The organism is Pantoea sp. VS1, from assembly GCF_002207995.1.
Taxonomy (GTDB): Bacteria; Pseudomonadota; Gammaproteobacteria; order Enterobacterales; family Enterobacteriaceae; genus Pantoea; species Pantoea dispersa.
Genome location: NZ_NHZE01000024.1, coordinates 1 through 17,615, shown reverse-complemented (window position 1 = coordinate 17,615; position 17,615 = coordinate 1). Strand labels below are relative to the sequence as shown.

At 46.6% G+C, this 17,615-nt stretch carries 13 protein-coding genes and 1 pseudogene; 7 read left to right on the top strand and 7 right to left on the bottom strand.

Annotation, left to right across the window (positions count from 1 at the left end):
• Window positions 1-1,181: 1,181 nt before the first annotated feature.
• Both CBW22_RS12020 and CBW22_RS12015 read left to right on the top strand, forming a co-directional pair.
• A complete protein-coding gene (locus tag CBW22_RS12020) occupies window positions 1,182-2,432 on the top strand; it encodes a hypothetical protein (protein WP_088516743.1) in 1,251 nt (416 codons plus the stop codon).
• Window positions 2,433-2,723, top strand: coding sequence for a helix-turn-helix domain-containing protein (locus tag CBW22_RS12015; RefSeq protein ID WP_088516742.1), 291 nt, complete (start codon window positions 2,433-2,435; stop codon window positions 2,721-2,723).
• Between the two features lie 545 nt (window positions 2,724-3,268).
• On the opposite strand, the gene CBW22_RS26650 is transcribed toward CBW22_RS12015, so the two are convergent.
• The 4 genes from CBW22_RS26650 to vapB form a co-directional block, all read right to left on the bottom strand.
• On the bottom strand, window positions 3,269-3,550 hold the full coding sequence (locus CBW22_RS26650; RefSeq protein ID WP_254919488.1) for a hypothetical protein: 282 nt from the start codon (window positions 3,548-3,550) through the stop codon (window positions 3,269-3,271).
• Window positions 3,551-3,622: 72 nt separating this feature from the next.
• Complete coding sequence (locus CBW22_RS26645) at window positions 3,623-4,012, bottom strand: hypothetical protein (protein WP_254919487.1); 390 nt, start codon at window positions 4,010-4,012, stop codon at window positions 3,623-3,625.
• 31 nt (window positions 4,013-4,043) lie between these two features.
• The gene (locus CBW22_RS12000) at window positions 4,044-4,460 is read right to left on the bottom strand and encodes a type II toxin-antitoxin system VapC family toxin (RefSeq protein WP_088516740.1); all 417 of its coding nucleotides are present in this window, start codon (window positions 4,458-4,460) and stop codon (window positions 4,044-4,046) included.
• The gene (vapB, locus tag CBW22_RS11995) at window positions 4,457-4,687 is read right to left on the bottom strand and encodes a type II toxin-antitoxin system VapB family antitoxin (RefSeq protein WP_088516739.1); all 231 of its coding nucleotides are present in this window, start codon (window positions 4,685-4,687) and stop codon (window positions 4,457-4,459) included. Before vapB ends, CBW22_RS12000 begins: the two co-directional genes overlap by 4 nt.
• A gap of 457 nt (window positions 4,688-5,144) precedes the next feature.
• Between vapB and CBW22_RS26640 the strand changes: the two genes are divergently transcribed.
• A complete protein-coding gene (locus CBW22_RS26640; RefSeq protein ID WP_254919486.1) occupies window positions 5,145-5,270 on the top strand; it encodes a hypothetical protein in 126 nt (41 codons plus the stop codon).
• A gap of 490 nt (window positions 5,271-5,760) precedes the next feature.
• Here the strand turns inward: CBW22_RS26640 and CBW22_RS11990 are convergent, their stop codons facing one another.
• Together CBW22_RS11990 and CBW22_RS11985 are read right to left on the bottom strand one after the other, a co-directional pair.
• A complete protein-coding gene (locus tag CBW22_RS11990) occupies window positions 5,761-6,522 on the bottom strand; it encodes an alpha/beta fold hydrolase (protein ID WP_217899520.1) in 762 nt (253 codons plus the stop codon).
• A 118-nt stretch (window positions 6,523-6,640) separates the two neighbouring features.
• Complete coding sequence (locus tag CBW22_RS11985) at window positions 6,641-7,399, bottom strand: 3-oxoacyl-ACP reductase family protein (protein WP_088516737.1); 759 nt, start codon at window positions 7,397-7,399, stop codon at window positions 6,641-6,643.
• Window positions 7,400-7,524: 125 nt separating this feature from the next.
• On the opposite strand from CBW22_RS11985, the gene CBW22_RS11980 reads away from it, so the two are divergent.
• A complete protein-coding gene (locus tag CBW22_RS11980; protein WP_088516736.1) occupies window positions 7,525-8,457 on the top strand; it encodes a LysR family transcriptional regulator in 933 nt (310 codons plus the stop codon).
• Window positions 8,458-8,852: 395 nt separating this feature from the next.
• On the opposite strand, the gene CBW22_RS11975 is transcribed toward CBW22_RS11980, so the two are convergent.
• Window positions 8,853-9,881: a hypothetical protein gene (locus CBW22_RS11975; RefSeq protein WP_088516735.1), complete on the bottom strand. Its 1,029-nt coding sequence runs from the start codon at window positions 9,879-9,881 to the stop codon at window positions 8,853-8,855.
• Between the two features lie 284 nt (window positions 9,882-10,165).
• Between CBW22_RS11975 and CBW22_RS11970 the strand changes: the two genes are divergently transcribed.
• The 3 genes and pseudogenes from CBW22_RS11970 to CBW22_RS11950 all read left to right on the top strand — a co-directional run.
• Window positions 10,166-14,023: a YobI family P-loop NTPase gene (locus CBW22_RS11970; protein ID WP_088516734.1), complete on the top strand. Its 3,858-nt coding sequence runs from the start codon at window positions 10,166-10,168 to the stop codon at window positions 14,021-14,023.
• Window positions 14,024-15,270: 1,247 nt separating this feature from the next.
• A pseudogene (locus CBW22_RS27045) lies at window positions 15,271-16,331 on the top strand (IS3 family transposase).
• A 306-nt stretch (window positions 16,332-16,637) separates the two neighbouring features.
• A partial coding sequence (locus tag CBW22_RS11950) for a recombinase family protein (protein ID WP_141097312.1) occupies window positions 16,638-17,615 on the top strand: 978 nt, incomplete at its 3' end.

Sequence of the window (17,615 nt, the reverse complement as noted above, 5' to 3'; positions counted from 1 at the left end):
GATCTTACATAGATAAGATTAAGGAATTAAAAAAATAAAGAAGGTTTTTTGATACAAATTTTTGTTGGGATATTGATTTTATTTTTTTGAAAATATTATATACAGCGAATTTTATAAAATTAAATTTTTATCTAAATAGATAGTTGATTGGAATGGAGTCTTACAAAATTTTTTCACAAACTCTGTTACAGGGTACTGCAGACGAGCAGCTTAATCTCTATATGAACTGGTTACTTGACGCGATCAGGCGCTGTAAATCAGAAGCAGACAGCGATCCTGAAGAAATCATTAACGAGGTTTTACATAGGATAAAGCAGCGTATGCTGCATTAGGAAGTGAAAAGCCACAGTGCGGAACTGCGGCGCTCTATTGATGAGAAGAAGAGACAGCTTAGCTTGTTTTGTAACTGACGTCAGGCAGTTCTTATATTTAGATGATTACTTATGGCTTTAATATCAGCATCTGTATAGCTGGCAGTTAGTTCTAAAAACGCTATTCATATGCTGGCGCAGGCTTCATGTTTGACCGCATCGCGAACGACAGCATCACCCTGGAAATAGCAGCCTGGACGTTGCCTTTGACGATGACGGCCTACAGGTGGCACCACTGATATCACGCCTGACGGGTAACGTGGATGGTCTGATGCAGATGTTTATTAACTGTGGAGGGCAGTGGTTTATTCAGCCTGAAGAGGTTTCGTCTTATACCTACAGGTTATTTGCAGAAAACCTATTTAAAACAGTAAGTAACAGATAACAGCCTCGGCGGGTGTTCTGGTAATAAATTCATTAACTGTATAATCACTGATTACAGTGAATATGGAAGCCAGCTACAGAAATGCGTACTGTCATGGCACCCAGCCTGGACCGGGCTTTTCGTTAAAATCGAGTAATATTTTCAGAGATGAAGTTACGCAACTTATTGTAGAAAATACCATTTTATGGTTAAGTTCCTTTCAAAAACATACTTCAGCATGGTGCGAGTGATAGTCCAGATGACTCGCCTGCCTAGAATAAATTCAGGTAGGCTTACTCATCAGTGTCGGATCTGCGCCAGCTCGTCTTGCGTCAGACAGGTTGCTTTCAGCACTGTTGGGGATCAATCTGCCGAAGGCTAAATTTTTTGGCTTTTATACAGACCACAAACGATGCAGTGTATTTAACTAAAATTGAGAAGATAAAATGACGGACATTTACTACCAAACATTGATTAGCATGGGTTCGATGAACGTATGTTGTTTTAGATATAAGGATGTATTCCAGATTTATCCTGCAGGCCGAACAGATCCGAAACAGCAAGGAGAAGTTGTTATCATTGAATACAATGACGCCTATCGCCTCCGAACTGAGAAAGAGGAACGCAAAAACGCGTTTAGTGAAGGATATGGCCATCTGGACTTGCTTCATGAGCTGATTGCGCTGTTGCATATTATCTCCAACTGTCCATGCTGGCTCCCCTCTGATGGAATGAGCGTTCGCCCGGGATTGCAACCAAAAATTGAGAAATTCACTGATACCCATCACATACATGCAATGCGCTTTGAACAGGCCCGAATTCTCAACCGCGTGAACTCCAATTGCGCATCTGTTGCGTTTCAAAAGCAGGCTATTGAATTTTTGGACAGTTATTTCAGGATGGATGAGGATTCCCGGCACCGCATAAATTCTTCATTATTCCTGCATCATAAAATGCGGCAACTTATTCTCACTGCTCCTAGCATGGGTATTATGGGTCTTATCTCGTCCATTGAAAATTTGGTGCATTTTGAAGGCGAAAGGGAGGGGTTTGTTGTTGAACGTTGTGGCGAGTGCAGTAACGAGAAATATAGACTTGCCCGGAGATACATGGATTTCATGGAGGCTTATTCTGAAGAACATTTTGTCAAAAAATACGGTGTGCGAGGCTACTACCACACAGAACCTGAATTTTCAGAAAAAAAATTTAGAAAAGTTATTAAGGATTTTTATACCCGACGAAGCAAAATTGCACATGCCGGAGATATTCTCGAATTAGATCGTACATTATCCGGTTTTTCAATGTCCGAAGTGCGGCTCTTCAATGAAGTCGAAGCACTGACCCGCATTGCCCTTTTTAGCTATATTCTGGAGTTTGACGCTGACAGGGTTACTCATGACATCAGCAGCGAGCAGCGGTTTTATGAAATGATTAGTAATTATCCATGGGCAATACCTTTATGGGACAGAGAAGCCAGAATAATGAACACTGAAGCCGTTGATCGCTTCAACGCTTCGGCAAACCGGCAAGAAAAAACTCTGCAGCATTTTTTCTCGTCCGTGTGGCTTGGAGAAGGAACTGATTTTAATATTGCTGATGCCGCGAGTGTGCTCATTCGTCAGGACCGCAATATGATTGTGGACTGGTTTTTAGATCCATTTTGGCCGAATGAAAATGAAATGAGGATTCCGGCATAAATGAGTGATACAAACAAAGAGTTTATCTGCGCCTTAGTCGAAGCCGGAAATTTTAACGGATATACGCTGGTCAGCGGTGAAAACTGGCAGAAACCTACTCCGCAGGAGATAGGAGAGGTCAGGGCGCTGATATCAATGACCGACATCCAGCTGGCTAACCGGCTGGATGTGGACGAACGCACCATCCGCAAGTGGAAATCCGGCCAGACCCAGATGGTGTACACGACCTGGTGCTGCTTGTGCTGGCTGGCGGGGCTGGGGATGCCGCTCGATAATATTATCCGCGGTTAAAAATACGCTTCCAGATACGTCTGAGAATGAATCGTCTCTGATATCGCCACTGAGAGCGGTAGATATAGGGCAGGCGATCATAATTTTTCCAGAATAGCGTCCAGCCCTTGCAGGCACTATAAAGTAACGCTATAAATGAGCCAGCTTTTAGGATGCCTACAGATAAGGCGGATAAAAATAATAATACAGTCATACAATGTTCCTTGTGTAAAACTGTATTTAGGAAATAGAATGCGGCCCTAAAGGCCGGTACAGAAAAAAAACAAAAAAAAATTCATCGCATACGAGAAGTGCACTCAATGCGTACCAATCCTGCTTTCCTGATCCTTATCGGCTTTTAAGCTTTATTAGTGCCTTTGGAGATAAATTCTGCCTGTTACATTCATATGTAATTGAGTGCTGCTATTTGGCCTGGTTCACTGTATCCAGTATATGCCGCTTTTTTTACATCCCGCAGATCCGGAAAAAGGCAATGTCGTAAATCTGATTGGGCTGGTAATGAGGGACGACTAAAAATAAGGCACCTGTGGAAAGGTGCCTGAGGATCACTGGCCGATATAGGTCAGTGCGATGTTTACAGTAACGGTTAATGCAGGCAGCGCGCCTGCGACGGTGACAACATTCGCCACGTCGCTCAGAATATCGGAAATTTTATCACCAAACCTGCTGTTTGTCCCCTTACTGATTTCCTGGCGGTACTCCGGATTCAGAACGGCCAGGTCAAGAGTTGACTGCACGGCATCCATTACCGGCTCAACGCCGGAAATACCATATGTTTCCAGTGCCTCCTGGATTTGTGAAAGTTGTTTCAGCAGCAGGGTTTTCATCGTGACAGGCAGCTCAGCCTCCCGAATCTCATTACGCAGTTCTGTTAACCTCTCCAGTAAAGCACCAATTTCTTATGACTGGATAGCCGCGTGCGCCCCACGGGTTTCAAACAGGTCGGACAGCATGCTGAGTTCTGAAAGTGTGCGATCATCAATGTGCTGCATGAATGACTGCCAGTTATTATTAAGAGACTGTGAAACAAATGCTGTATCAACACAAGATTTCCAGTGCGTGGATTTACCCCTGAGAGCGGAGAAATGATCCTCTCTGACCTGCACTATTCGTCCTGGCAACTCCATGACCCGGGCCAGACGGGAGAGAAGATGCTGCTCATTATTTTGATGTGCCTGCAGGAGCGAGATCCATACTGCGCGACAGTTCGAGGCTTGCGAATGTTTTTTTCCTGCTTCAAGAATATCCAGCAAACGTTGCGCCGGATTATCAATCTTCAGTTCACTCATTTTTATTACTTCCTTCCATACAGTAAGCGATCTATTTTACCCAGTCTTCCAGCACCAGGCCCGGCACCCGCTCAAACTCCCGTGTATTATTCGTCACCAGGATGGCGCCGGCCGCGATGGCGTGCCCGGCAATCGCTGTGTCATTCGGCCCAATCGGCGTCCCGGCCAGACGCAGCGCGACCTTAATCTCCGTGGTGGCGTCCACCGCGGCACGGTCCCAGGGCAGGACGGCATCGAGCCGGGCGCAGAACTCCTCGACAAGCTGCACGTGACGCGGCGAGGCCTTCGGGCCGGTGGCGCCGAAGCGCATTTCAGAATAAGTAATGGCCGAGACCACGATGCGGTGGCTGCGCAGCACCGCCTGCTCCAGGCGCTTCAGTACGGCTTCCGGCTGCTCGCGCATGATGAACGAGCAGATACAGGTGTCCAGCATATACGTTTTGTTCACAGGTCAAATCGCCCTTCGTCAGTGACAACGTCCTCTCGCTCTGCCATAAAATCCGGATCGGCTTTTTCGAGCTCCAGGAATGAGCCCCAGGTCGGCCGGACGGGGCGCAGGATGATGCTGTCTCCTTCCCGGACGATCTCCAGCTCGCTCACCCCCTCAAAATCCAGATCGCGGGGCAGGCGGATGGCGCGGTTATTGCCATTTTTAAACACAGATACAGTTCGCATGGTTTACTCCTTCCGGTCGAAATTTCGACGCTGTGCCGTTACCGGCCTGATTTTTAGCCACAATGGGTCTGGATAGGTTTAGTATATGCATATATATAGTATATGTATATGCTGTGAATATGCGGATGGCTTGTATATGCATATCTGGGGGATATGCTGAGTATGTGCCCGGTCTTTTCACTTTTTACGCAGTGATCCGGAAAAAGGTAGAGGCGGAGATTATACCGCGTGGCGTGGCGGGAACAAATTGGCGGGGAACGGCAGCCTGACAGGGATGGAAAGCTGTATTCTGCAGTCCGTTTATTTCCCAATTTTCAACCGGTGAAAACCTGTAGCAAACGCTTGACGATCCGGCCGTCGTGACGGCAGCAATGCCGGTTCCGGGAGAAAATTTTTTCCTATCCGGCGCGTCGTGACGGAACCATCGCGGGACATCAAACGGAATGGAGTAACGCAAATGAGCACGAAAAAACCGCACTGGCTGGAAACGCTGCTGAGCCGGCTGGATGAACTCGCCAGGCTGTGGCGCATCGGCAGGTCTGCATTGGAGATTCTGAGGTGTCTCTTTCCCGACGGGCAGTAGCGCGGCACTGACTGTGCAGCGCCCGGATTGAGTATCATGTGGCGGCCACCATTACTGACGAAGGTATGCCGCCATGAGCATCCCGCTTATAGTGCCGTGTCCAAATTACGTGGGTAGGATCAATCGACTCCACCGGCTTGAAAGTCTTCGGTGTGGGCGAGTGGATAAATTCCTCGAGTTTATTCTTGCTACGTGCTGGATTCGCAATTTATGCTGCTTCAGTTAATACTTTAATAAGAATAGAATAATAGGGTTCCATCCCTTTGCCATTCACTGTTTATGTAATACGGCAAGCTCAATCATAGATGGTAGCAATCGTGAAAATCACATAAACACCTCCATCCTCTTAACAGCAACAGTACATCAGAAGAAAGGACATTACGATATACAACAATACAAACGAAAATAAACATATGGCCGAAATTTTAGCAACTCAGCAAAATCTCACGAGCAAATTACAAATTGGAAGAATATTTAGTGTTATTACATATTATAATGATTCGTTAGCAGCTTGTTCAATAATCTCGGCGACACGCTTTGGCTGAGTCATGAAAACAGCATGACTCGCATCAACTTCGAATATTTTGTCATGGCCACGACTGTACATAAACTGCTGAAGTTTAGGATCAATTAGACGATCTCTAAGTGCAACAATTCCGTAAGCTGGCTTATTATGCCAACTTGCAATGCGTGCTGGTGTCGTTGCTGCTTTGACTGATAAGGGCATTTGAGCATTCGCTAGGAAATCAGCATCAGCTTCTGAAAGTTCAGCACCAAATTCTGCATGAAAACGCACAGGACTAATTGTTAGAAAACCCTCTTTATTGGGTTTAAGGCTGTCAGAAAGCGGAGGGATTTTCTTTGAAAGACTTACGAGCGTTTCGCCAAAGTCTGGCTGCATAGCAGCGACGTAGACAAGAGCCAGCACATTATCATGATTACCGGCCTCAGTGATGACTGTTCCACCGTAACTTGCTCCAACTAGAATAGTTGGACCATTCTGTTGATCCAAAATTAGTTTTGTAGCTTTAACGTCATCCTCAAGATTGATTTGAGTGTGGGCAACTACACTAACCTTAAAACCATCACGGCGGAGAATTTCATATACTCCACGCCAGCTCGAACCATCTACAAGTGCGCTATGAACTAAAACAATATTATTAGCGCGCTGTTTCGGTATATTGGTATTTGATGTTGCAGGGTTTGTAAATGTAAGCAAACCAACTGCAACAAGGCCGATTATTTTTTTCATTTCACTTCTCGTTTTATAAGGGGTTTTAAGAGCCAACATTATTTTTAACTTAAAAAATTAATAAATCGGCTTTTTTAATGTCAAATGGTTTATGGTGAACTGCAATAAAAATATTTAGTTAGGCACCAAATCCACCATCAATAGACAGGCTAGCACCACTGATATATCCCGCCTCAGGGCCAGACAGGAATGCAACAAACGCAGCGATCTCCTTATCTTTCCCATAACGATTCACCGCAATCAGCTTAATTAGCTCTTGCGCCATTTCTCCAGATGCTGGGTTCATATCCGTATCAGTAGGACCGGGCTGGACGTTATTTACAGTGATCCCACGAGGCCCTAAATCCCGTGCCAATCCTTTTGTCAAACCAATAATAGCTGACTTGCTCATAGCATAAGCTGCTCCACCGGCAAAGGGCATACGATCAGCATTGGTACTGCCGATATTGATGATGCGGCCACCGCCCGGCATGTGTCTAGCTGCTTCCTGACTAGCAACAAACACGCTGCGAACGTTAATTGCCAAGGTGCGGTCAAAGTCTTCCATACTGAATTCGTCGAGAGTGCCGACGGCAAATATTCCCGCGTTATTAACTAAAATATCCAGATGGCCGAAATGCTGTGCCGCTTTATTTACTGCGTGTCGGAGAGCCTGCTCATTAACGCTGTCAGCCTGAAGAGCTAAAGCTTTGCCACCGGATTTTTCAATCTCTTTTACAAGAACATTTGCCTTATCTGCCGAGGAGACATAGGTAAAGGCCACGCTGGCACCTTCTTGTGCTAAACGGCGGACGATAGCCGCGCCGATACCACGTGCGCCACCTTGGACGAATGCGACTTTCCCTGCTAATGAAACCGAATGCGTTATTGTGTTCATGATGTAACTCCAAATTTAAGAGAAAGTATGCTGATGGAGATAAGTATTACCCTGAAACTAGTTTCAGAATAGCCGCAAATCGCTATAATCATTTTAAACTAAATGTTTAAAATAGGGTCATTACAATGATAAATCAGCTTGAGTGCTTTGTAGTGAGTGCTGACACAGGCAGTTTTTCCGCAGCGGGAAGGCGTTTGGCACTGACGTCTGCTGCGGTGGGTAAAAACGTCACTAAGCTTGAAGCGCAGCTTGGGGTACGGCTTTTCCAACGTAGCACGCGTAAACTCACGCTTACGGAGGCTGGTGAGCGTTTTTTGCTTGAGGTCCGCGATGGCTTGGCGTCAATTAAAACGGCGGTGAACAGTTTGGACTGTAGTGAACAGCATCCATCTGGATCGCTAAAAGTGAGTGTTGGCACACATTTTGGCATCCGCTATCTGCTGCCCTTGTTGGAAGAGTTCTTAGGCCGGTACCCCCGAATTCGACCTGACTGGGAATTTGATAATCGAAAAATAGACCTTATAGGCGAGCGTTTTGATGTGGCTATAGGTGGGGGTTTTGAGCTGCCTTATGGGGTTGTAGCGCGCGAATTAGCCCCTTCACATATAGTTTTGGCGGCTTCTCCTGCCTATCTGGCTGCTAAACCACCCTTTGTTGAGCCCGAGGATTTGGCGCGAGGCGAAGGAATCCGTATACGTTCTCCGCAGACTGGAAGGGTGCGTAATTTGACTCTACGGGACAGCCAAAACAGGCAGGCGTCTATTTCGCTACCTGAACGCATGACGTTTAATGAGCCGGAGGCCTGCTGTCAGGCAGCAGTAATAGGGTTAGGGGTCGCGGTAGCCAGCTTACCTAATTTGTTACCCTATTTGGAAAGTGGGCGGCTGTTGAGGGTTCTTCCAAATTGGTATGCTGAGAATGGCTCTTTATCACTGTATTTTCCTACCCATAAGATGTTGCCCGCTAAGACTCGAGTATTTGTGGATTTTGTAATTGAAAAGTTCCGTGAACAACATTTATCAAGTCGATTTGACGCTAGAATAATGTTCATTAAATAACAACCAATGTGAGCTATACAGAAACGGTTTTTGTTTCATACATCGGGTTCAGATAAAATCACCATGTAAGCCTAGTTGTCATCCGAGCCAAAATCTCACCGAGTGATAGCTAGGAAATACGCGGTAGCCACGATGTGACGCTGAAGGCAGTTTTTCACGATCGCAGTAAACTCCGTACTCACATTTATTCATCAGTGGGCGTTTATAAAATTCGTTACTACTGACTGTAACCAGCTGTCGTTCTGCTACATATTACTCCATGACAATCTCCGGTGCACGGTCATAACTTTCACGCTTCGGTGGCTGATAATCTGTTTTGCGTTTGCAGCGTTAACAGTTTCTTCTTTCTCGTCTTTTGCGCCCGGATCCGGAAAAAGGCAGAACCAGAATAGGTACTAGATGTCTGCAATCGTTAGTTGCTGCGGTGATTCTCCGCACGCAATTTGTTGCAGATACTTGTCAATTTTTTCCCGGGTTTCGCCTGTACGAGTGAAATCCACACTTTCGTGATGTCTCTCTAAAGTGTCGAGAAGAGCTTCTAAGTGACTGACTCGATCAAAAAGATGCCAGAGGACGCAGACCATCTTCCACTGAAGATCTGGATAACGTTGAATCTTTATGGTGTGGGAATAAGCATCCTCTACGTTGGGATTATAATGACTCAACAGCGCGTTAGGGTCTTCAACGCGACAAGCTTGCTTTTCTTTGATTTGGCTTATCAGCAATGCATCGGCACTAGCTTTATCCTCTATACCGATAAGTTGCCATACTTTTGAATAATGCGATTCTTGGTGAAAAGCTGCACTCAGCAGTAGTAAGTCTCCGTTTCTACCAGAGAGTTGAGCCACCACCTTTTCCTTCAGCTCGCTGCAGTATCTCCTTAAGTTAGAATCACGGGCGAGCGAAGAAGGCTCGTAGGCTGCACGGGCATATATGTAGAACAGCAGAGTCTCGACATACATACGTCCTGTCTGTTCAGTTTTATATAGAAGTTCGTGACTCCACTTGCTGACTGGAGTCTGTTCCGGCATTGCTTCCCGTAGCAGCCTTAGAACCGGACCAGCCTGGAAAATGACTTCTTTCCATTGCTGATCTTGCTTACTTTTTTCGTCTACTGAGCTGGCAAAATTCCATTGTGTGAAAAGATCTTCATAGCGACCAGCAAGTACCTCAAGCTGCTGTTTTTCCTGCTGTTGAAGCATTATCCGTGTAAGCCGTTCCTCCTGTATCTTTAACCCCTCACCGATTTGAGCATTGACGAAGTTGATCAATGGAAACAGGTCAGGAAACAGATATTGTTTGGGGTTTTCAGGCGCAGGAATCAAATTCAATATGGCGCTAAGCTTTTCTTCATTGATAAACGGCCCAGAAAACTGTCCCGTACCTCTATTACGGAACCCTGCAAATAGCTCGTATCTACTCATTATTTTTTCCTAATGCTTTTGGTGGCCACATACAAACGCTAGTTGATCGCCCTCTGAAAAGCTCGGATTCTATTGCAAACACCTAAGATGACAGTATCCGACTGTTTCAAACATATTCAGTACAAACTATACATAAAATTTTATAGTACATACATGGCTTACACTATTTCCCACACACTTAAAAAGGATGATACGGAGAGCGTACTACATCCTGATAAGCCCTAAATACCGCTGTATTAGCCTCTTAATCCTGATTAAATGGCAGGTATTCAGCAGATATACTGATGCAAACTTACAAACCTCCGGTGAAAGATATGATGAAAACGCCACGCCTAGCGGGGCTTCTGGCTCTCGTCAAGGCTGAGAACGAAGAAGAAAACGAAGTTACATACGAGTATGACGCGCTGACGCCGTCGTTAATGGATGAAGAGGATGCGAAGCATTATATCAAAGCGCTGAACTTTGCATGTCATAAACCGGATATCAAAAACATTGCCGTTACCGGCCCATACGGGGCAGGAAAAAGCTCTGTCCTCCTCACCTGGTCAAAATGCCGTCAGAAAGATTTCAAAATCATGACGGTTTCGCTTGCTGATTTTGACATGATCCGGGCTACAACTGAGACTGAAGACAAGTCCACAGAATCCGGGATAAAGACTGAAAAAAAGGCAAAGCAGCAGGAAAAAACTATTGAATACAGTATCCTGCAGCAAATACTGTACAAAGCACGCAAAAGCGACCTTCCTTATTCGCGCATCGAGCGGATCGCAGATGTCACACCGAAACAGATGCGCAAAATGGCTCTAGGCCTGCTGGCAACAGTAGGATGTGGTCTGTCAGGCCTAATATTACTTTTCCCTGACTATTTCAGAAAAAAATTGTCGGTTTCCGCCGCGTTCAGCGAGTTTATACTTAATATTCCCTCCGTCTTAAGGATCGGTATTCTGGCCAGCGGCGCTTTCTTTGTCATGTTTTACCTCCTTCTCAGCAAGCTTCACCGTATGGGAATATTTGACCGACGCGTAAGCATAGACAAGATTGATCTCTCAAAAGGGGCTACCATATCGACCCGACCGTCGGATCCCTCACTGCTGAATGTTTTTATTGATGAAATAGTCTATTTTTTCGAAAAGCAGAAGTACAATGTGGTTATTTTTGAAGATCTGGATAGACATAATGATGGCGCCATATTTATCAAACTTCGAGAAATTAATCAGATTATTAATAATAGTCGGCCAGCATCGCATCCTGTTCGCTTTATTTATGCCGTAAGAGACGAAATATTTAATTCTGCTGAAGCTCGTACAAAGTTTTTTGACTTTGTCATGCCCGTTATCCCCATCATGGATAGCCAGAACGCAACAGACCATTTTTCAAATAAGTTTAAAAAAGATGAGTTTAAAGTTTCTGGTTTTGAACAATGCGTTGCCCGTCTCGCAGTGTTTATTCCTGATATGCGCGTGCTGAACAGCATTGCCAATGAGTTCCGGCTTTACAGGAATCTGGTCAATAATGGCGAAAACATAATACGGCTTCTTTCGCTTATTGCTTACAAAAACCTATGTGCGCGAGATTATCATCTGATAGATTCAAAGCAGGGAGTTTTATACGGGGTTATTAATGCATATGTATCTGGTGATTTAATCAAGATTGTTGATGATAGAATCATAACAGAGCTCAGCAGTCTTGAAAATCTGATCGATGAGATAAATGATGAGATAGAAAATGACAAGCCGGGAATAGTCAGGGATTTACTCTCAGTTTACTTCGGAGACAAAACGAAGAATCAAGTCCATTTTTTTAACCAATACGGAACAGCGTTCACACTGGATCAGGTTACGAATGATGAAAGTACATTTTTTTCCATGCTCGCAAGTCCTGGGTTGTATATAAGGGTTATAAGGAGCGGGGCAAATCTGGCAAACATATCTTCCTCAGAAGCTGAAGAGATCCAGACCGAATATAAAAGACGATGTGAGCTTCTTGACTCGAAGTTTAACGGAAAACTCTCCGATCTTGAAAAAAGAGCGGAACATCTTCTCCAGCGAAGGCGCAGACTCCAGTCTATCCGCCCGGGAACGCTGATTGAAAGAATGGGCAGCGCAGGCTTCAGGGCCTGGGTGACAGAATATCTCCAGATCGAGTGCATCCACGGAAATGGCGAAGGGTATACAGTCGCACAGTTTGATTTTATCTATTCTCTGCTCCGCTGGGGATATCTTTCGACAGACTACATGTCCTACCGTTCGGTGTTCATTCCAGGCAGCCTCAGCAGCAATGATAACGACTTTATCCGCGCCGTAAGCGCGGGCAGGGAATATCCCGTCACAAGCGGAATGCCTCTCGACAGAACTGCAAACGTCGTTAAAAAATTGGAGGAACTGGGGCTCCTCCTGCAGGACAACGCATGGCACGCTGATGTGCTTCTTTACCTGCTTGAACATGACCGGCTCCAGCTTAGGGAGATTATTCAGATCCAGCTTGAAACAGGAGAAGAGCACCGGCTTGAGCAGCTTTTTAGTAGCATCTTTAGAATTTGGCCTTCAGCAAAAAGCATTGCTTACGCGCAGCTTATGGCCTCCGATACTAAAGCAGCCGACGAATTTTTGATTCGCCTCCTGGAAATGCAGGATAAAAAATCGGCGATGAAACTGCTGGTGATACTTTTCTGTTCTTCGGAGCTGTGCTGGAATTATGAAACGATCGACATGAAGTATGCTGCAGAGAATATTTTCTCGGAGCACGAATATATTCCTGATGAGATTCCGGATGGTTATGCAGAGTCGTTTACGGATAATCTCAGGCGGACCCGAGTTGTCCTATCGCAGATTGGCGAATGTAAATCTAAGCAGGGAGCCGAAGTTGTATCCAACATTGCCGGGCTTATGTTGTGGAAATACTCCAAGAAAAACCTTGTAAATATTGTTCGCATACTTTCACATTACAGTGAAGTTGTTTGTGTAGAGTTTCTGAGAAAGCCCTTAAGCACTCTTGAGGGTTTTAATATACCCCAGATACTTAATATGATAAATCAGAATATTAATAATTTCATTAGTGATTTCTTTATTGCTTCAGAGGAATATGACAGGGTTCCTTCAGTATTAAATAATTCGGCATCTTCAGTTGATAAAATACAGATGATTGCACGGGAAATGACATTTTTAATCGAGGATATCAGTAACGTTAGGGAGCGCAGCGGCGTATTTCTGAGTTACAGAAAGCTTACGGCTGAAACCAGCATCTATACGATACTTCTTGAAAAGAATCGCATTGCGCCCACCTGGAATAACATTGAATACTTGCTTAATCTGAACAGTGACCTTGCACCGTGGTTTGCTATCTGGTTTGATATAAACCATTCAAAGATAATCGATATTCCCTCGGCGTTGTCTTCTTTTGATGTATACAGTGAATTAATTCATAAGATTTATACCTCAGGCGCTTTAAGCGAGACGGCCCGGCGAACAATACTTTCCGCTATAGAGCTGACGCTTCTGTCACTGCCGGAAAATCTCACCGTTGACGAAGCAGCACTGCTGATTGAATATCGTAGACTGGCTCCTGTCCGCATTGTCTACCAGCAGATATACACCGCCTTCCATGAGGAAGGTAATCACGTTATTCCGCTGCTTGCGGGCCTCGTCCTGCAGCGTCCGGCGTTGCTGGAAACGGATCCTGAATTCATTTTAATCAACAACGGCGCGTTTTCTCCTGCGCTGGCCATGCAGCTTCTGACGAGCAATGGATTGCCGGATTCACTTCTTACATCTACCCTGGAGTGGCTCTGGGAATACGATGCTGAGATTTTTGATGGCCCCCTGTTTATAAACGCATCTACGCTGCTGCAGCTATTAACACTCCACAGAAATGAAAGCATATTGCGGGCGCTACTCGTCCAGCTGCTTAAGGCGGGTGCTATAACACACGACACGATTGCACGGATTATTCGCTCATTCAGCGACTCCGTTTCAGGAGCTTTTATCAGCGACCTCAACCACAGAAGCATAGACTTTACTGAGGACGAACTGGAGCTGGCCCGGCTGCTGGAGTCGGTCGGCTTTATACGGTCGTTAAACCCGGAGAAGAAAGAGGGGCGCTACCGATTCATTCCCCATAACAGTCCGGTTTTCCGGCGAGATTAATGCCTTATGATTATTAACCCTGCATACGGCGGTATATCTCCCCGTTATGCAGGTTTTCTTCTTAAAATCACTTTGGATGTCTTAATACATCTTTTTCTCTCATCTTAAGTATTTCTTGCTAATTCACTGCATTCAGCAGGATTGTGTTTGTTAAATCCGGAGGATCCAGAAAAAGGTAGAACCGGATCTTCAGTACCCGGTACCGGAAATTTTCCTGAAATGAAAAGTAAAACGTGTCCTATACTACTGTTGTATATGGCTTTATCGTTTACCTCACCTGCTCAGCGGGGAGGACGATGACAGGTTTTTTCGTCTCTCTGCACGATTTCTGGTCGCGGTGTGGTTCCGGTAAATGCAATATATGTAATAAATCGGATCTGACGAAACCCCCTCCAGGTAATTGCGGGGGTTATATTTAGCAGGCTTGTAGTTTACCTGTATCGCATGATGTGAGTGTGAATGCTACGAGTGTGATTATCAGGTTAAGAAAAAACACGGAAGTGAATATTGATAAGGAAATTTTTTTATGTGCAAACGTTGTAGTACTTCCCGTCAGGGATATAAATCGGCTCATGAAGTCTGGGAAGCAACCGGACGAGCCCATACGTCACCATTATGGGTATGAGTGCTGTGGCCTAGGGATCCGACAGCGTATCCGCGATATCTCGTTGAGCAAGGCGGACGCGTGGTGGCCATTCATGAACCAGACTGCCCATGCTGGCATATCCGCACAGCTGATGATGATCAGGACGTCAACGATAACTTACCGCCAGAGGCCGATGACTTTGATCTATACCTCGAGGATAAAGAGATTGCTTTTCAATTTGATACGGCGGACCCTATCAGGGGCTGAAGGCCTTTGGGCTGTAAAAGTGGATAAGCGCTATGGTTGATATTAGTGCCGCAGCGGAGAGCGTAGCCGCGGTTGCGACCCATCCGGTAACCATATAGGTGATTAATCAGGGTCCCGGAATTTTGGGGAATGTGGCTACAGGTTTGATTACAGCCGGAGCCGCGATTGCGGCCGTGATGCTGACGCACCGTTTTACGCTGCGGCGCGAGAAGCTGGCTTCAGAAGATAAGCAGCTGAAAGAGAGGTATTGAATCGCTACGGGTTTAACTGACACCCCAGGGCCATGGACAAATGATCCTGCTCCATTCCATTCAGAAGCAGAATTCCGGCATGATGTTTACTCCCCTTAACGGAGGTTGTGCCGATGAAAAAGTCATGATTTACCGAAGAGCAGATTGTCCTTGTCCTGAAGCAGGCTGAGCCCTGTACGCCCATACCGGACGTCTGCCGCAGGCCGGGCATCTCCGACGCCACGTTCTTTACCTAACGCAAAAAGTACGGTGGAATTTCTCCATCAGAACTGAAGCATATGCGGTAGCCCGGAGAGGAAAACCTTCGCCTGAAGAAGCTGGTTGCCGATTTGAACCCCGACAAGGCCATGCTGCAGGCATACTGGCAAAAAAGAGCTGACGCGGGCAAGCTTGCGCAAGTGGGTCAGGGACTTACAGACCCGCTACGGTGCCAGTGAAAGACATGTACACTTTGCGCTGAAGATCAACCGCAGTTTGTTCAGGTACCCCCTCCGTTGCAGCAGAAGACAGCGCGCTGCGGGTTCGTATCAGGGAGATAACCGAAAACCGGGTCCACTATGACTGCTGCAGGGTACACACATGCTGAAACGGGAAGGCTGAAACCACGATCACAAGCCCATTTACCGGCTTTACCGCGAGCAGAATTTATCGCTGCCGCCGCAATAAATCTGCGCTTTAGCATCAACCCCAGCCGCTGGGGCCGTATCCCGGTCACGTTTAGGGAATGGCCTTTGTCTCCGGTGCGCTGTTTGAAGGTCGCCGGCTTCGCCTGCTGACGGTAATCGATCTTCACACGCGCGATTTCCGGAGACCTTCGTAGGCCAGAATCTGCGCTTTTCAGAAGTGGCTGAGGTGCTGAACATCATCGCGTTGAGACGTCCGTTTCCGCAGTTCCTGAAAACAGATAATGGCTCTGAATTTGCAGGAAAATGCCGGATAAGAAGGTGAACGAACGTGATATCCGGATTAACTTCTCACGGCTACATACGCCCACCGATAATGCCACGGTAGAATCATTCAACGGCAGGCTGCGTCAGGAGTGTCTGAACGGGAACGGGTTATGTCCATGGAAGATGCCCGGCGCAAAATCGGGGCCTGGCGCATACACTATAATCAGAGTCTTCCACATTCCGCGCTGGGCTGGATGACCCCAACAGAATTCACCGAAAAATCTACCGGTTGCCTGAATAAGCATTCAACTTGAAGCCGGTTATTCCTGATTATGAATGGATCATATTCCGGGCCTGGGTCACAAAATAACATTACTAACTGGTCGTTATCTTAGACTGGGGCAGGTCACAGTTTAGAGTCATATTAATGATCACCCAAAGCCTGATTTGACGCAGCAGACCGCTGAGACAAAACCTTCTTAGTCAGCGATAAAATCTGAGCCGAACGACAGTTTTGCCGGAACTGTACCGTTAATCTTACCGGTGGAAAGACGCTGTAGTTAGACTGCACGACACGCGTACGCTGCACGTCTTGAACTGACTTTTCAGGCGGTGTTTCCATGAAAAAAGCGATTGCATACCTTCGTTTTTCCTCACTGCAGCAGGCGAAAGGCGACTCAGCCAGGCGCCAGAAAAAACTGATCGGTGAATGGCTCAGCCACAATCCTGACTATTACCTTGATCCTGTTACCTACGAGGACATGGGGCTGAGCGCCTGGCGTGGCCAGCACGCCGTCAGGGGAGCCTTCGCCGTATTTATGGCAGCGGTTGAGCAGGGGCTCATCGAGAGCGGTACGGTACTGCTGATTGAAAGCTTCGACAGACTGTCGCGCGAGAAAATCGGCGATGCCACCGGCCGTCTGCGGGCGGTGCTGGAAGCCGGCATTGACGTCGTCACGCTCAGCGATAATGTTCGATATACCCGCGGTTCGCTGGACGATCCTTTCGCCATTATCAGGGCCATTCTGATTGCCCAGCGGGCGAATGAAGAGAGCGAAATGAAGTCCAGGCGCATGCGCGCCGCATGGGCGGAAAAGCGTAAGGCAGCTGCAGCGGGAACGATTATGACAGCGAAGTGCCCTTACTGGCTGAAGGTTAACGCTGCCCGCGACGGCTTTGACGTGCTGGAAGAGCGCGCAGAGGTAATCCGCTCAGTTTTCCGCATGCGTCTTGAAGGCATGTCCTTTGTCAGGATCAGCTGCGCGCTGAACGCGCAGGGAAAGGAGAATCTGAAGGGGAAGGTATCACAGTGGAACTCTTCATCCATTGAACGACTGGTCAGAAAAAAGGCTGTAATAGGATATCTCGTGCCGTCACATCAGTGCAACGCGACAGAGGCGGAAGAGATACCCGATTACTACCCGCCGATCATGAGCGAAGAGGATTTCGCGCGCGCGCAGCTGATGTACCGGGAACCTGAAAGCCGCAGGGATGGTAATTTTAACCCTTACCTCATCAATATTTTCCGCGGGCTGATGCGGTGCGGCCTCTGCGGTCATGCGGTCATCCTGACCGGAATCTCGGTAAAGGGCTATGGC

Excerpts from the sequence above, each read along its gene's own strand:
- CBW22_RS12020 (WP_088516743.1), top strand. The coding sequence starts at position 1,182 with ATGACGGACATTTACTACCAAACATTGATTAGCATGGGTTCGATGAAC.
- CBW22_RS12015 (WP_088516742.1), top strand. The coding sequence starts at position 2,433 with ATGAGTGATACAAACAAAGAGTTTATCTGCGCCTTAGTCGAAGCCGGA.
- CBW22_RS26650 (WP_254919488.1), bottom strand. The coding sequence starts at position 3,550 with ATGAAAACCCTGCTGCTGAAACAACTTTCACAAATCCAGGAGGCACTG.
- CBW22_RS26645 (WP_254919487.1), bottom strand. The coding sequence starts at position 4,012 with ATGAGTGAACTGAAGATTGATAATCCGGCGCAACGTTTGCTGGATATT.
- vapB (WP_088516739.1), bottom strand. The coding sequence starts at position 4,687 with ATGCGAACTGTATCTGTGTTTAAAAATGGCAATAACCGCGCCATCCGC.
- CBW22_RS26640 (WP_254919486.1), top strand. The coding sequence starts at position 5,145 with ATGAGCACGAAAAAACCGCACTGGCTGGAAACGCTGCTGAGCCGGCTG.
- CBW22_RS11990 (WP_217899520.1), bottom strand. The coding sequence starts at position 6,522 with ATGAAAAAAATAATCGGCCTTGTTGCAGTTGGTTTGCTTACATTTACA.
- CBW22_RS11985 (WP_088516737.1), bottom strand. The coding sequence starts at position 7,399 with ATGAACACAATAACGCATTCGGTTTCATTAGCAGGGAAAGTCGCATTC.
- CBW22_RS11980 (WP_088516736.1), top strand. The coding sequence starts at position 7,525 with ATGATAAATCAGCTTGAGTGCTTTGTAGTGAGTGCTGACACAGGCAGT.
- CBW22_RS11975 (WP_088516735.1), bottom strand. The coding sequence starts at position 9,881 with ATGAGTAGATACGAGCTATTTGCAGGGTTCCGTAATAGAGGTACGGGA.
- CBW22_RS11970 (WP_088516734.1), top strand. The coding sequence starts at position 10,166 with ATGCAAACTTACAAACCTCCGGTGAAAGATATGATGAAAACGCCACGC.